The organism is Desulfohalovibrio reitneri, from assembly GCF_000711295.1.
In the GTDB taxonomy this organism is placed as follows: Bacteria; Desulfobacterota; Desulfovibrionia; order Desulfovibrionales; family Desulfovibrionaceae; genus Desulfohalovibrio; species Desulfohalovibrio reitneri.
Window position 1 is genome coordinate 613,921 of the sequence record NZ_JOMJ01000004.1, and the last position, 13,070, is coordinate 626,990.

General features: G+C 66.6%; 15 protein-coding genes. 7 read left to right on the forward strand and 8 right to left on the reverse strand.

What is annotated here, in order from left to right:
- Positions 1-23: 23 nt before the first annotated feature.
- The 4 genes from N911_RS0115430 to N911_RS0115445 form a co-directional block, all read right to left on the reverse strand.
- Positions 24-458: a hypothetical protein gene (locus tag N911_RS0115430; RefSeq protein ID WP_029898712.1), complete on the reverse strand. Its 435-nt coding sequence runs from the start codon at positions 456-458 to the stop codon at positions 24-26.
- Entirely contained in the window at positions 455-1,231 is a 777-nt protein-coding gene (locus N911_RS0115435; protein WP_029898713.1) for a YkgJ family cysteine cluster protein, read from the reverse strand. Before N911_RS0115435 ends, N911_RS0115430 begins: the two co-directional genes overlap by 4 nt.
- A 96-nt stretch (positions 1,232-1,327) precedes the next feature.
- Entirely contained in the window at positions 1,328-1,981 is a 654-nt protein-coding gene (locus tag N911_RS17780; RefSeq protein WP_051694492.1) for a class I SAM-dependent methyltransferase, read from the reverse strand.
- Between the two features lie 8 nt (positions 1,982-1,989).
- Positions 1,990-2,679, reverse strand: coding sequence for a Crp/Fnr family transcriptional regulator (locus tag N911_RS0115445; RefSeq protein ID WP_029898717.1), 690 nt, complete (start codon positions 2,677-2,679; stop codon positions 1,990-1,992).
- Between the two features lie 98 nt (positions 2,680-2,777).
- Between N911_RS0115445 and hcp the strand changes: the two genes are divergently transcribed.
- The 3 genes from hcp (at position 2,778) to N911_RS0115460 (ending at position 5,515) form a co-directional block, all read left to right on the forward strand.
- Entirely contained in the window at positions 2,778-4,427 is a 1,650-nt protein-coding gene (gene hcp, locus N911_RS0115450) for a hydroxylamine reductase (protein WP_029898723.1), read from the forward strand.
- A 117-nt stretch (positions 4,428-4,544) separates the two neighbouring features.
- Positions 4,545-5,291 (forward strand): ATP-binding protein, encoded by a 747-nt coding sequence (locus tag N911_RS0115455; RefSeq protein ID WP_029898725.1) that lies wholly within the window; start codon positions 4,545-4,547, stop codon positions 5,289-5,291.
- Positions 5,292-5,317: 26 nt separating this feature from the next.
- Entirely contained in the window at positions 5,318-5,515 is a 198-nt protein-coding gene (locus tag N911_RS0115460) for a ferredoxin (RefSeq protein WP_029898728.1), read from the forward strand.
- Between the two features lie 63 nt (positions 5,516-5,578).
- On the opposite strand, the gene N911_RS0115465 is transcribed toward N911_RS0115460, so the two are convergent.
- Positions 5,579-6,706: a M20 family metallopeptidase gene (locus N911_RS0115465; protein ID WP_029898730.1), complete on the reverse strand. Its 1,128-nt coding sequence runs from the start codon at positions 6,704-6,706 to the stop codon at positions 5,579-5,581.
- Between the two features lie 110 nt (positions 6,707-6,816).
- Here N911_RS0115465 and N911_RS0115470 point away from each other — a divergent pair, with 110 nt between their 5' ends.
- Positions 6,817-8,082, forward strand: a complete 1,266-nt coding sequence (locus tag N911_RS0115470; protein WP_029898732.1) for an aspartate aminotransferase family protein — start codon at positions 6,817-6,819, stop codon at positions 8,080-8,082.
- On the opposite strand, the gene N911_RS0115475 is transcribed toward N911_RS0115470, so the two are convergent.
- Entirely contained in the window at positions 8,079-8,999 is a 921-nt protein-coding gene (locus tag N911_RS0115475) for a YceI family protein (protein ID WP_035105615.1), read from the reverse strand. The two genes, N911_RS0115470 and N911_RS0115475, sit on opposite strands and share 4 nt — an antisense overlap.
- A 149-nt stretch (positions 9,000-9,148) precedes the next feature.
- Between N911_RS0115475 and pyk the strand changes: the two genes are divergently transcribed.
- From pyk to gluQRS, 3 genes are read left to right on the forward strand one after another with little or no spacing between them, the layout of a single operon-like run.
- The gene (gene pyk, locus N911_RS0115480; protein WP_029898734.1) at positions 9,149-10,570 is read left to right on the forward strand and encodes a pyruvate kinase; all 1,422 of its coding nucleotides are present in this window, start codon (positions 9,149-9,151) and stop codon (positions 10,568-10,570) included.
- Positions 10,571-10,614: 44 nt separating this feature from the next.
- Positions 10,615-11,010 (forward strand): response regulator, encoded by a 396-nt coding sequence (locus N911_RS17785; protein WP_051694494.1) that lies wholly within the window; start codon positions 10,615-10,617, stop codon positions 11,008-11,010.
- Positions 11,007-11,999: a tRNA glutamyl-Q(34) synthetase GluQRS gene (gene gluQRS / locus N911_RS0115490; RefSeq protein ID WP_029898743.1), complete on the forward strand. Its 993-nt coding sequence runs from the start codon at positions 11,007-11,009 to the stop codon at positions 11,997-11,999. The genes N911_RS17785 and gluQRS overlap by 4 nt, the downstream gene beginning before the upstream one ends.
- 65 nt (positions 12,000-12,064) lie before the next feature.
- Here gluQRS and N911_RS0115495 read toward each other — a convergent pair whose 3' ends face one another.
- Together N911_RS0115495 and N911_RS0115500 are read right to left on the reverse strand one after the other, a co-directional pair.
- Positions 12,065-12,712 carry a nitrite/sulfite reductase domain-containing protein gene (locus N911_RS0115495; protein WP_029898745.1) on the reverse strand — a complete coding sequence of 216 codons (648 nt, stop codon included), beginning with the start codon at positions 12,710-12,712 and terminating at the stop codon, positions 12,065-12,067.
- Positions 12,713-12,738: 26 nt separating this feature from the next.
- Positions 12,739-13,056 carry a cupin domain-containing protein gene (locus N911_RS0115500; RefSeq protein ID WP_029898747.1) on the reverse strand — a complete coding sequence of 106 codons (318 nt, stop codon included), beginning with the start codon at positions 13,054-13,056 and terminating at the stop codon, positions 12,739-12,741.
- Between the last annotated feature and the right edge of the window lie 14 nt (positions 13,057-13,070).

The window sequence follows — 13,070 nt, forward strand, 5'->3', positions numbered from 1 at the left end:
CGGCTGGAAGGGACCTCTTCCCATTATTGTTTGGTCACGGTCACGTCGAGGGTGCGGTAGACGCCCAGCTTTCTTCCCGTCTTGTCGTCCAGGAGAATGAAGTCCACCGTGGTATCGCCCGGCTCCTGGGCGATGAAGGAATAGATGTACGCGCCGCCGGACTTCTCGCCGGATGTGGAGGTGGTGGGCGGTTCGTAGCGGAAGCCAGAATACATCAGCACCAGGGGCTTGTACTCCGGCCGCTCGGCCAAAAAGCCCTCAGCGGGCTGCTCGATGGTCACGCTGAGATAATCCCCGGCGGGCAGGCTGGCTTCCTGGTCGGCGTCCTCGGCCTTGGGGAAGACCACGTGGTGGTCCTCCGGCTCCCACAATGGGCCGCCGCGTTCGGTGATGCCGCAGCCCGTCAGCGTGAACGATACGGTCAGCAGCAGGACGAGCAGTGCTGGGCGAAGGTTCATTCGGTCTCCTCCGGATCGATCTTGCGCAGGTTCTCGCACTCGTTGAACAACACCAGTTCCACCCAATCCATGGCGAATTCCAGGGCGGCCTCCTCGTCGTCGAGAATGGCCTGTTGCCTCTCCTCGTCCACGTCCAGGCGGGAGAAGATGTTCATGTCGCGGATGAAGCGCTGGAAGTTGTCCAACTGGTACAGGGCCATCAGGGCCATGGTGGCCTTGCGGCCGTCGATGGCGGCCCCGGCGCGTTTCTGCCGCGCCAGCAGCTTCACGTAGCGGTCGTTGCTGGCGTTGTAGTCCTCCAGCCCCTGGTCGGCCACCCAGGTCTCCGGAGTCCACTCCACGTCCTGCTCGAAACCCCGGCAGTGCGGCTCTTGCACCAGGAAGAACTGTTCGATGATCTCGTCCTCTCCGCCCAGCTTGGATGCCCGGCCAACGGGGTAGCCCCGGCAGGCGCTGGGGCGGTTGAGGTACACCTTGCAGCCCTCCTTGGAGACGAAGGGGCAGGGCTTGCCCTCCCCGTCCATCATTTTCAGCCGCAGGGTGGGGAAACCGGTGTCCGGGGCCGTGGAGACCTCGGCCCGGCCCTGGATGAACTCCTTGCTGCCCTCGTTCAGCTCGCGGCGCAGCCGCAGGGCGTCGTAGGGGGTCAGCATCAGGGTCAGGTCGCCGCAACAGGCGTTGAAGCAGGGCACGTCCGGGTGGCAGGCGAAACGGAAGGTCTCGCCGGGCTTCACCTCGGGCAGGCTGTCGAGAAAGGCTTGGGAGTCGTCCATGGGTATCCTTGCGCCGTTGGCGCGGGCTTTGTCGGGTTTCGTTTCGGCCGCAAATAAACCCTGGCGGGCGCGGAGGCAACCCCGCACTCCGGTTGCCTACACCGCCAGGCTTGTCAAACGTAGCGTGTCGGTGAGGCGCAACGGGGCGTCGTTGACCTTGCTTTCGAGGAATCGCCGCATTTCACTCAGCTTCGCCTCGTCCTGAGGGTGATCGTAGTAGCTGAAGGCATACTCCACCACTTCGTGGAAATCACGGAACACCCACTCGGTCGAGAACAAGCCGCTGGACAGGACGGACAGCCCGCATGCCTCCAATGCGCGCTGGGTGTTCTGAAGCTCGCTATCCTCATTGCTGAAGATGTTGCACAGCCTTTGGACCTCTCCCTCCGGGGCCGGCTCCAGCGCAAGGATTCGTCCGCCGGGGGCCGTGACCCTGGCCGCTTCCTTCAAGGCGCGTTCGGGCCCGGGGTGGTGGTGCAGGGAGAGCGTGAAAAGGACGATGTCGAAGCCGCCTGAAAGTACGGGCAAATTTTCGCCGGAAGCTTGGGCGAACCGGGACTTCGGAACATGGCGGACAGCCTGGAGCGCGGCCGCGTGGTCGGGCTCCAGTCCGACGGTCGTTGCGGTGTCATCGGCGTACATGGCGGTCACGCGGCCATTGCCGCAGCCCACCTCCAGGACCCGGGCCCCGTGGAAGTCGGCCCGCATGTAGAGTTCGCGCTGAGTGGCCAGTTCTTCGTCCTGTTTCATGTTCCGCTCTACAATCTGCTCAGGCCCCGGGCCAGGTCGTCGAGCGCGTCAGGGTCGACCACCCGCACCTTGCGACCATCCAGGCGGATGTACCCGGCCTCGTCCATCTTGCGCAGCATGCGTGACAACGTCTCCGGCTGGGCCCCCAGCAGGGCGGCGAGCTGGCCCTTGGGCAGGTCCAGCTCGAAAGCGTCCGCTCCGGTTTCGGCCCGCAACAGCAGGATGTGGGCGGCCAGCCGCTGAGGGGCCTCCCGCAGGCTGAGCGCTTCCACCTTCTGTGTGAACTCGCGCAGTCGTCCGGCCAGCAGCCCAAGCATGGCCATGGACAGGTCCGGCTCACGGGCCAGCAGGGAGCGGAAGGCGTCGCGCCCGAAAAAGAGCATCCGCGACGGCTCCAGGGTCATGGCCGAGGCGGGGTAGTCGCCCCCGGAAAAGACCGCGGCCTCGGCCAGCACGCCGCCGGGACCGAAGACATGCAGAATTTGCTCCTTGCCCGAAGGGGAGAGCTTGTAAACCTTCACCCGGCCTTCCACCACGGCGTAGAAGCCCTCGGCCCGCTGGCCTTCGTTGAAGAGCACACGATCCGCCGGGCGGGAAACTTCCGTGGCCGTTGCCATGACCTTGTCCAGCTGCTCAGCCGAAAGGCCCTGGAAGAGGGGCAGAGAGGCGGCGGCGCGGGCGCTGTCCGTTTCCTGCAAAATTTTTTCCTCGCTTTTGACGTGGGTCAAACCGCAGGCGTCGGAAATACCCCATGGTGGCCCCAACGACAAGGCAACCGAAACCCACGGAGGACATCATGTTTTGTTACCAGTGCGAACAGACCGCCAGAGGCGAGGCCTGCACCAAGCAGGGCGTATGCGGAAAGAAAGGCGACGTGGCCGCCATGCAGGACCTGCTGGTCCACGTCGCCAAGGGGCTGTCCCGGGTGGCCCTGGCCGCCCGCGAGCAGGGCGTTTATGAACAGGACCTGGGCCATCTGACCGCCCGCGCCATGTTCGCCACCCTGACCAACGTGGACTTCGACCCCGAGCGGCTGGCCGAACTCGTGCGCCAGGTGGCCTCCCGCCGCGATGCCCTGGCCGAGAAGGTCCGCGCCAAGGGCGGAACCGTTCCCGAGAACGACGCCGTCACCCTCCAGCCCGCGGCCGACGTGCAAGGCATGGTGGCCCAGGGCGAACAGCGCGGCATCGAGGAAGACCCCGAGATGGACGCGGACATCAAGTCCCTCAAGCAGACCGTCATCTACGGCGTGAAGGGCCTGTGCGCCTACGCCGACCACGCGGCCATCCTGGGCCAGGAGGACGAGGACCTCTACCGCCAAGTGCACCAGCTGCTGGCCGACACCATGCGCATGGACCTGGAATTGGGCGCCTGGGTAGAGCGCGCCATGCAGACCGGCCAGGTGAACCTGCGCGCCATGGAGCTGTTGGACGCGGGCAACACCGGCACCTACGGCCATCCCACCCCCACCGAGGTGCCCCTGGGCCACAAGGCGGGCCCGGCCATCGTGGTCTCCGGCCACGACCTGCCCGACCTGGAGATGCTTTTGGAGCAGACCGAGGGCAAGGGCATCACCGTCTACACCCACGGCGAAATGCTGCCCTGCCACGGCTACCCCAAGCTCAAGGAGCGCTTCCCCCACCTGTGGGGCCACTTCGGCACGGCCTGGCAGAACCAGCAGAAGGAGTTCGCCGAGCTGCCCGGCGCGGTGCTCATGACCACCAACTGCCTCATGCCCCCGCGCGACACCTACATGGACAACCTCTACACCACCGGGCTGGTGGCCTGGCCGGGCGTGCCGCACATTGATGGCGGCGTCGACGGCAAGAAGGACTTCACCCCCGTCATCGAGAAGGCCCTGGCCCTTGGCGGCTTCGAGAGCGACGAGGACAAGGGCAAGGTGCTCACGGGCTTCGCCCGCGAGGCCGTGCTCGGCGTGGCCGACAAGGTCATCGACGCGGTCAAGTCCGGCGCGGTACGCCACTTCTTCCTGGTGGCGGGCTGCGACGGCGCCAAGCCGGGCCGCAACTACTACACCGAGTTCGTGGAGCAGGCCCCCGAGGACACCATCATCCTCACTCTGGCCTGCGGCAAGTTCCGCTTCTTCGACAAGCAGCTGGGCGACATCGGCGGTATCCCGCGCCTGCTGGACATCGGCCAGTGCAACGATTCCTACTCGGCAATCAAGATCGCCAGCGCCCTGGCCGAGGCCTTCGACTGCGGCATCAACGACCTGCCGCTGTCCATGGTCCTTTCCTGGTACGAGCAGAAGGCCGTGGCCATCCTGCTGACCCTGCTGGCCCTGGGCATCAAGGACATCCGCCTCGGACCCAGCCTGCCCGCCTTCCTGAGCGAGAACGTGCTCAACTACCTGGTGGAGAACTACGGCATCAAGCCCATCACCACCCCCGAGGAAGACTTGGCCGACCTGCTGCCGGCGGCCTAGACACCGGGAAAACCCGGGCCTTTTGACCCAGGTCAAGGGGCCCGGCCCTTTTCAACCGCCGCAGCCGCCTTACATTGGTCGTCAGGAAAGACGAAGCCAACCAACGGAGAAAATACAATGCCTGTCCGCAAGATCATCGAAATCGACGAAGAGCGCTGCGACGGCTGCGGCGCCTGCATTCCCTCCTGCGCCGAGGGCGCGCTGGAGATCATCGACGGCAAGGCCAAGGTCGTCCGCGACATGTACTGCGACGGCCTGGGCGCCTGCCTCGGGGCCTGCCCCCAGGACGCCCTGCGCATCATCGAGCGGGAGGCCGAGGAGTTCGACGAGGAGGCGGCCATGGAGTACGTGCGCCAGAAGCAGGAAGCGCGGGAGCCGCAAAAGCCCTTGGGCTGCGGCTGCCCCGGCAGTGCCGCGGCCAGCTTTGAGCCCGCCGCCGCGCCCAAGGGCGAGGCTGTCGAGGGGGGGGCGTCGCCCTCGGCCCTGAGCCACTGGCCGGTGAAGCTGAAGCTGGTGCCGCCCGAGGCTCCCTTCATCCAGGGGCGCGACCTGGTGCTGGCCGCGGACTGCGCCCCGGTGGCCCTGGCCGGGTTCAATCCCAACATCCTGGAGGGCAAGGCCGTGCTCATCGCCTGCCCCAAGTTCGACGACGCCCAGGCGCACTATGAGAAGCTCAAAGAGTTGTTCGCCAAGGCCAAGCCTCGCAGCGTGCAGGTCCTGCGCATGGAGGTGCCCTGCTGCACCGGCCTGTCCGCCATGGCCCACCAGGCCGCGCGCGAGGTGGGAGCGGATTTCGAGGTCGAGGATGTTGTCATCACCAGAAAAGGTGATATGAAGAAGGAACCTGCTGAAGCCTTGCTGTAAACAAATAAACCCAAGGGAGCGAAACCATGGCCAAGACGGTTTACATCGACGAAGACGAGTGCATTGGCTGCGAATCCTGCGTCGAGATCAGCCCCGACGTGTTCGCCTTCAACGAATCCATCGGCAAGGCCTACGTGACCGCCTCCGACGTGAGCGGCAACGAGGACGATGTGCAAGAGGCCATCGACACCTGCCCCACGCAGTGCATTCACTGGGAAGAGTAGTTCAGCCCTCCGGACGGAATGTCTGGAAAGCCCCCGCGAATCCGTTTCGCGGGGGCTTTTTCGTTATGTGGAGGAGGGGATGCACCAGGCGCGGGCCAGCCGCTCGAAGATGTCCGCGCACAACTCCACGTTGGCCGCGGGGCAGTATTCGTTCGGCTGGTGGGCCTGCTCCGGCAGGCCGGGACCAAGAATAATCGTCGGCGCGCCGCCGTATGCCCGTTTGAGCACCGAGGCGTCGGTGAAGTAGCTGGCCCCGGTTGTCTCGGACTCGTATCCCAGCACCTCGGCCGCGGCGTTCGCGGCCATGCGGGCGAAGGGGTGGTCCGGGGCGGTCCACAGGGCATCATGCCGCTCCCGCGCGGTAATGACGACCTCCGAGCCGCAGGCGGAGCGGATTTCCTCCAGCAGGCCGTCAACGTCCTCGCCGGGCGAGAGCCGGACGTCCACGCGCAGCTCGGCGTGGTCCGGCACCACGTTGTACGCCTCGCCACCGCGCAGGGCGTTGACCGACAGCGTGGTTGGCCCGAGAACCGGATGATGGGTGCGGCCGGAGACGAGATTTTCCAGGGCCAGGGCGCAACGGGCCGCCTTGAGCACGGCGTTGTCCCCCAGTTCCGGCATGGAGCCATGGGCCGTGCGGCCGGTGGCCAGACCGCGCAGCCACATGACACCCTTGTGGCCGCAAAACGGGGCCAGTGCGGTGGGTTCGGCCACCACCACGGCCCCGGCCCGGCCCAACAGCCCCTCCCGCTCCAGCCATTGCGAGCCTTCCAGGCTGTTTTCCTCCCCGGCGGTGAGGACCAGGCGCAGGCCGCGCCGCAAATCGGAATCCGCAAACCGCAGGGCGGCAACAACCAGGGCCGCCACCCCGGCCTTCATGTCGGACGAGCCGCGCCCCAGCAGGTTGCCGTCGCGCACCTCGCCGCAAAGCGGATCGAAGGACCACTCACACTGGCCGAGGGGCACGGTGTCCAGGTGTCCGGACAGGCAGAGGGCGTCCTCCTCCGGGCCGATGGAGGCCAGGAGATTGGTGCGTCCGGGGGCCATGTCGTGGCGTTCGACGCTGAATCCGGCTGGCTCCAGCAGATCGGCCAGCAAGTCGGCGGCCTTGTGTTCGTCGCCCGGCGGGTTGCGGGTGTCGAGGCGGATGAGTTGCTGAGCCAGTTCAAGCGGGTCGGGTATGGAAGGCATTGTTGGTCGCGTAGGGTTTTGTGCGATGTGTGCGATGTGCTAGGAAAGGGACGATACGTGCCCCTTGTCCGCATTGCAAGGGGACGCGGAACCCAGCGAGGAGCGGAATTATGGCGGATTTGCCGGGGCGGCGAGAGGAGGCTGTAGCCAGGGGCGTTACCAGCGGCCCCCTTGGGCTGGCCAGGGGCGAGGGTGCCCGGCTGTGGGACGAGAACGGCCGGGAATACCTGGATTTCAACGCGGGCATAGCGGTTATGGCGCTTGGCCACTCGCACCCGCGCGTGGTGGAGGCCGTGCGGCGGCAGGCCGGTGAGTTGCAGCACGTCTGCTTCCACACCGCCCTGTATGAAGGGTACGTGGCCCTTGCCGAGAGGCTGTGCGGCCTGTACCCGGGCGGCGGGGCCAAGGCCGCCCTGTTCAACAGCGGGGCGGAGGCGGTGGAGAACGCGGTCAAGACCGCCCGCCGCGCCACCGGCAAGCAGGCGGTGGTGGCCTTCGACCACGCCTTCCACGGCCGCACCCTGCTGTCCATGGCGCTGACCGGCCTGGGCAAGACGGCCAAGACCGGCTTCGGCCCCTACCCGTCGGACATCCACCACGTGCCCTTCGCCACGTGCGCCCATTGCCCGCTGCGGCTGGAGTACCCGGACTGCGGCGTGGCCTGCGCCGAAATGCTCGACGAGTGTTTCCGCACCCGCGTCTCCCAGAAGGACACCGCCTGCGTGGTGGTGGAGCCGGTGCTGGGCGGCGGCGGGTTCCACGTGCCGCCGCCGGAGTGGCTGCCGCGCATCGCGGAGATTTGCCGGGCACACGGGGTGCTGCTGGTGGCGGACGAGATTCAGTCCGGCCTGGGGCGAACGGGCCGCATGTGGGCCTGCGACCACTACGGCGTGGTGCCGGACCTCATCTGCACGGCCAAGGCGCTGGGCGGCGGCCTGCCGGTCTCCGGCCTGGTGGGCCGGGCCGAGGTCATGGACGCTGTGGAGCCGGGCGGGCTGGGCTCCACCTTCGGCGGCAACCCGGTGGCCTGCGCGGCGGCCCTGGCCGTGCTGGACGTTCTTGACGAGGAAAACCTGCCGGGCAGGGCCGCAAGGCTGGGCGGCGAGGTTGCCGCGCGATTGCGCCAAGCGGAGTTGCCGCACGCCGAACCGCGCGGCCTGGGGCTTTTGCGCGGACTCGCCGTTTCCACCCCGGATGGCGGGCCGGATGGCGAGCGGGCCAAACGGGTCGTGGCCGCCTGCCGCGAGGCCGGACTGCTCACCTCGCCATGCGGCCTGTCCGGCGACGTGGTGCGGACCTTGCCGCCCCTGACCATTCCCGAGGAGGAGTTGGCCCGGGGGCTGGACGTCCTGGTCCGGGCGGCGCGGGAGGCCTAGACCGCGAAGAGCCGGACGGAAATGGAGACCACGTCCCAGACCAGATGGAAGCCCAGGTGCGAGAAGAAGCGTCCGGAACCGTATACGGCCCCCCACTTGGTGCGGTCCAGGTCGAAATGGGCGTGGAAGGTCAGGCCGTTCTCGGAGCGTGCGGCTTGCGCCTGGAAGCTGACTGGATGCGTTTGCCCGCGCATGGTCAGCCGTCCCCTGACCTCATGGCTGGGCTCGCCGGGGGCGGCGTCCGGAATGGGGGTGCCCTCGTCGATGGCGAACGAGGCCTGCGGGTATTGCTCGGCGAAAAGGAAGTCATGGGAGAGCAAATGCGCCACCAGGGTCGTCCGCAGGTCCGCGTCCTCCAAATCAAGATCGGACAGCTTGGAGACATCCAGCAGGCATTCTCCGAAGACGGCTCCGCCATCCACGCGCAGGTCGCCGGAAACCAGGGGCACCCGGCCGTGGTGGGCGGTGGAGGCGTTGCGGCCGGTCCAGGCGACTTCGGAGCGCAGAGGGTCCACCTGGAAAACCCCCTCGGGCAGCGGTTCCTCGGCGGGGTCCGGCTCTTCCGCCATGGGGGCGTCGCCCTCCACGATGAACCCCGCCTCGCGCCAGGCCTCCACCCCGCCCTCCAGCACGTAGACCGTGTCATAGCCGAGCAGCAGCAGCTTTTCAGCGGCCCATTCCGCGTCGCGCCCCCGGCCGCAGCCGACGACGACCACGGCGTCTTCGCGGTAGCCCGTCAGCCTGGGGGCTTCCGTGGGAAAGAGGGCTTCGTACACGCAGGCGTTGGCCGAGCCAGGGATGCGACGTTTGGCGTGCAATTCTGGAAGCTGCACGTCGAGCAGCGCCAAGTCCGGGTTGGCCTGGAGCCAATCGGCCAGGTCCTCGGGGTCGAGAAGGGTGTATCCGGGGCTGGGCATGGTGCCTCCTTGCTGCCTGGGCGGGTTTGTCGCCATAGTATAGCACATTGAAAATCCCCGACAATGCGGAGCTGATACGGTGGCGGGGTAAATTGGTCCGTGGTAGGCTGACCGCCACATCCAGCGGCAAATGAAAAGGAGATATTCGAATGCGCACCAAGATAGTGGCCACCCTGGGCCCGTCGTCCATGAACAAGGAAACCATGCGCGCCATGGTCGATTCCGGCGTGCGCATCTTCCGCCTCAATTTCTCGCACTCCGACGCCCAGGCCTTCGTGCCAGCGGTGGAGATAATTCGCGAACTGGAAAACGAGACCGACATCGCCCTGACCGCCATGGGCGACCTGTGCGGCCCCAAGATCCGCATTGATGAAGTGGACGGTTCGCCCGTGACCGTGGACAAGGACTGCGACGTGGAGTTGGGGCTGCCCGAGCACAAGGAAAAGAACCAGTCCTGCGCCTATTTGAGCCTGGGAGTTCCCGAAGTGCTCAAGGGGCTGGAAGAGGGCATGACCGTGGCCCTTTCCGACGGCATGCTTCAGTTCCGGGTTTCCGAGGTCATCACGCCGGACGAACGCTTCCGGCTCAGGGCGCTCAACGGCGGTCTGCTGACCTCCCACAAGGGCATCACCTTCCCCGGCAAGTCCCACGCCTTGCCCGCCCTCACAGACAAGGACCGCAAGGACCTGCACGAGGGGCTGGATATCGGCCTGGACGCCTTCGCCATGTCCTTCGTGCAATCGCGGGCGGACATCGAGGACATCCACGTGGAACTGCAGCGGCGGAACGCCTGGGTGCCCATCGTGGCCAAGATCGAGCGGGAGAACGCGGTCAACAACATCGAATCCATCCTCGCCCTGGCCGACGCGGTGATGGTGGCGCGGGGGGACCTGGGACTGGAGTGCCCCCTCTCGCAGGTGCCGGTCATCCAGAAGCGGCTCATCCGGGCCTGCCGCCACGCACAGAAAGCCTGCATCGTGGCCACACAGATGCTCCTCTCCATGGTGGAAAACCCCCTGCCCACCCGGGCCGAAACCACGGACGTGGCCAACGCCATGCTGGACGGGGCGGATTGCGTCATGCTTTCCGAGGAGACCGCCGTGGGCCGCTACCCCGTGGAGGCGGTGCGCTTCATCCGCGACATCGCCGACACGGCCGAGGCATACTACCTGGAGCGGGTGCAGGGGCCGTATCCCCCGAGGAAGGAGAAGAACCTCATCAAGTACATGGCCTACGCCGCCTCCATACTGGCCGAGACCTCGGACGCCAAGGCGGTGGTGGCCCACACCACCAGCGGCGCCACGGCCAGGCTGCTGTCCTCCCGCCGTCCCGCGCATCCAATCTACGCCCTGACGACTTCCCAGCCGGTGCAGCGGTACATGAACTATTTCTGGGGCGTGCGGCCCAGGCTGGCGGATGTGACCATCGACTCCCACCTGGACCGCTCCCAAAAGTTCATCCAGGAGAGCCCGGAGTTCAGGTCCGGTGAAAACGTCATAATCACTTCGGGCCAACCAACGCCTGGGCAGACCAAGATTCACACGAATCAGATAAAGGTTTATTACAAGTAGTATTTTCACTTGTCTTGTACCGCGAGCCGGGCTATACGACCCGCATGGTGGAGAATATCGAGCGCGGCCGGGCGATTCGCGTCCTGCTGGTGGACGACGATCCGGAAACACTGGACATACTTGAGGAGATTCTGGAAAAGGAGGGGTACGAGGTGTACACGGCCAGCGACGGCAAGCTGGCCATGGAACTCTTCACCGAGGCCATCGACCTGGTGGTTACGGACGTGCTCATGCCACACCAGGACGGACTGGAATTGGTCCTCGCCCTGCGCGAGTGTTCGCCCGCCACCCCTGTGCTGGCCATTTCCGGGGGCGGGTTGCTGTACGAGCCTCACTCCTGCCTGAAGATGGCCGAGAAGCTGGGTGTGTCCGGGGTTCTGCAGAAGGACACTCTCTTTCGGGACATCATCGGCAAGATTCGAGAAATACTGGGAACATGAAACCGCCTCCCCGCGGCCGCTTCGCCCCGTCCCCCACCGGCCGCCTCCATCTCGGCAACGCCTACGCTTTTCTTCTGGCCTGGCTGGCCTCACGCAGTCGCAGGGGGAACATGCTCATGCGCCTGGAGGACCTGGACCCGGATCGCTCCAAGCCGGAGTTCGAGCGGGCCGCCCTGGACGACTTGGCCTGGCTGGGGCTGGACTGGGACGAAGGGCCGGACAAGGGCGGTCCCTACGGCCCCTACCGGCAGAGCGAGCGGCTGGGACTGTACCAGGAGGCCGCCGAGAGGCTGGCCGAGCGCGGACTTGTTTACCCCTGCTACTGCACCCGCAAGGAACTCCGGGGGGCCGCTTCCGCCCCGCACGTGGGCGACGCCGGGCCGCGCTATCCCGGCTTCTGCCGCGACCTCACCCCGGATGAGCGGGCCGAGCGGGAGGCGGGCGGGCGCAGCCCAGCATTGCGCCTGTACTGCCCCGACGGCGAGGTGGCTTTCGTGGACATGCTGCGCGGTCGCCTGGCCCTGGACCCGCAGGAGCTTGGGGGAGACTTTCCCCTGCGCCGCTCCGACGGGGTTTGGGCTTACCAGCTGGCCGTTGTGGTGGACGACGCCGCCCAGAACGTCACCCAGGTGGTACGCGGAGACGACCTCATCGATTCCACGCCCAGGCAGATACTGCTTTACCGCATGCTCGGCTTCCAGCCGCCGGAATACCTGCACCTTCCCCTGCTTTTGGACCATGAGGGCGAACGGCTGGCCAAGCGACACCAGTCACTGGAGATCGCCGCCCTGCGCGAGGCAGGGGCGCGGCCGGAGGACGTGGCGGGCTACCTGGCTTGGTTGGCCGGGCAGATCGAAAGGCCGGAGCCGCGCCGCCCCGCCGAACTGGTGGAGGGATTCGACGCGGCCCGCCTGCCGTCCGAGCCCACCCGCCTTCCCCCGGACGTGGCCGGACGGCTGGTGCGGGGGGCGGGCATCTCCGCCGAATAGCGTGGCCCCGGACCGTCTGGACGACGATCCGGGGCCACGACGTGTTCGCTATTTCCTTGGCGGGTTCAGAAGCGAGCCGCCCGGCGCAGGGCGTCCAGGCCCACTTTTTCCGCGAAACGGGCGGTGCGCTGCTTGGGTTTGCCCTCGCGGGCGTAGAAGTCCAGCAGTTTCCGCACGATGTCCAAGGCTTCGTCGGCGGTGACTTTTTCAGCCACCACGTCGCCAACCCTGGGCTTGAATCCCGCGTTTCCGCCGAAGATCACCCTCCAGCCCGACGGGGTGGCCACCAGGCCGATGTCCCGCACCATGCTCTCCGCGCAGCAGCGGGGGCAGCCGGAGACTCCGGCCTTGACCTTGCCGGGCAGGTCGTCGCGCTCGAAGAGCATGTCCTCAATCCGCTTGCCCAGCCCCATGGAGTCGTCCAGGCCGTGGGCGCAGGTCTCGTTGCCCGGACAGGCCTGCACGTAGTGCTTGCACACCCGGCCAAGCTCTCCCAGGTCCTCGGCCGCGGCGGCCACGTTCTCCTCGGGAAATCCGGCCAGCAGCAGCCGCTGGCCGGAGGTCAGCTTGATGTACTCCGCGCCGTGCTCCCGGGCCACGCGGGCGGCGGTCTCCAGGATTTCCGGGGTCACACGGCCCAGCGGGGTGCGTGGCTTGAGGGCGTAGGTGCCGTCGCGCTGCTTGACCGCGCCCTCCGGGATAGTGGTCGTCATGTCCGCTCCTTGCTCGCTTGCGCGGTTTAGATGGGCGGGGCGATGAAAACCAGTAGCCGGGTGCGCTCGCTGGCGCGGAAGCCGTGCGGTTCGGCGATGTCCGAAGTGAGGACGTCACCCTGCTTGGCCGGGATGGTCGCCCCGTCTGCACCCAGGAATTCCCCGCCGCCCTCGGCCACGGTGATGGCCAGTTGGCCCTCTATGTCGTGCGCGTGGACAGGCAGTTCCTGACCGGCTTCGAAGTTGAAGTTGAGCATCTTGAAGTAGGGCGAGTCGTGGATGAGCAGCTTGCCCATGCCTTTGTCCTTGTATTGTCCTTCCTCGATGAAATTCAGCGTCTTCATGGCGTTCTCCTTGC

Excerpts from the sequence above, each read along its gene's own strand:
- pyk (WP_029898734.1), top strand. The coding sequence starts at position 9,149 with ATGCGCACCAAGATAGTGGCCACCCTGGGCCCGTCGTCCATGAACAAG.
- N911_RS0115495 (WP_029898745.1), bottom strand. The coding sequence starts at position 12,712 with ATGACGACCACTATCCCGGAGGGCGCGGTCAAGCAGCGCGACGGCACC.
- N911_RS17780 (WP_051694492.1), bottom strand. The coding sequence starts at position 1,981 with ATGAAACAGGACGAAGAACTGGCCACTCAGCGCGAACTCTACATGCGG.
- hcp (WP_029898723.1), top strand. The coding sequence starts at position 2,778 with ATGTTTTGTTACCAGTGCGAACAGACCGCCAGAGGCGAGGCCTGCACC.
- N911_RS17785 (WP_051694494.1), top strand. The coding sequence starts at position 10,615 with ATGGTGGAGAATATCGAGCGCGGCCGGGCGATTCGCGTCCTGCTGGTG.
- N911_RS0115465 (WP_029898730.1), bottom strand. The coding sequence starts at position 6,706 with ATGCCTTCCATACCCGACCCGCTTGAACTGGCTCAGCAACTCATCCGC.
- N911_RS0115430 (WP_029898712.1), bottom strand. The coding sequence starts at position 458 with ATGAACCTTCGCCCAGCACTGCTCGTCCTGCTGCTGACCGTATCGTTC.
- gluQRS (WP_029898743.1), top strand. The coding sequence starts at position 11,007 with ATGAAACCGCCTCCCCGCGGCCGCTTCGCCCCGTCCCCCACCGGCCGC.
- N911_RS0115500 (WP_029898747.1), bottom strand. The coding sequence starts at position 13,056 with ATGAAGACGCTGAATTTCATCGAGGAAGGACAATACAAGGACAAAGGC.
- N911_RS0115435 (WP_029898713.1), bottom strand. The coding sequence starts at position 1,231 with ATGGACGACTCCCAAGCCTTTCTCGACAGCCTGCCCGAGGTGAAGCCC.
- N911_RS0115470 (WP_029898732.1), top strand. The coding sequence starts at position 6,817 with ATGGCGGATTTGCCGGGGCGGCGAGAGGAGGCTGTAGCCAGGGGCGTT.
- N911_RS0115475 (WP_035105615.1), bottom strand. The coding sequence starts at position 8,999 with ATGCCCAGCCCCGGATACACCCTTCTCGACCCCGAGGACCTGGCCGAT.
- N911_RS0115460 (WP_029898728.1), top strand. The coding sequence starts at position 5,318 with ATGGCCAAGACGGTTTACATCGACGAAGACGAGTGCATTGGCTGCGAA.
- N911_RS0115455 (WP_029898725.1), top strand. The coding sequence starts at position 4,545 with ATGCCTGTCCGCAAGATCATCGAAATCGACGAAGAGCGCTGCGACGGC.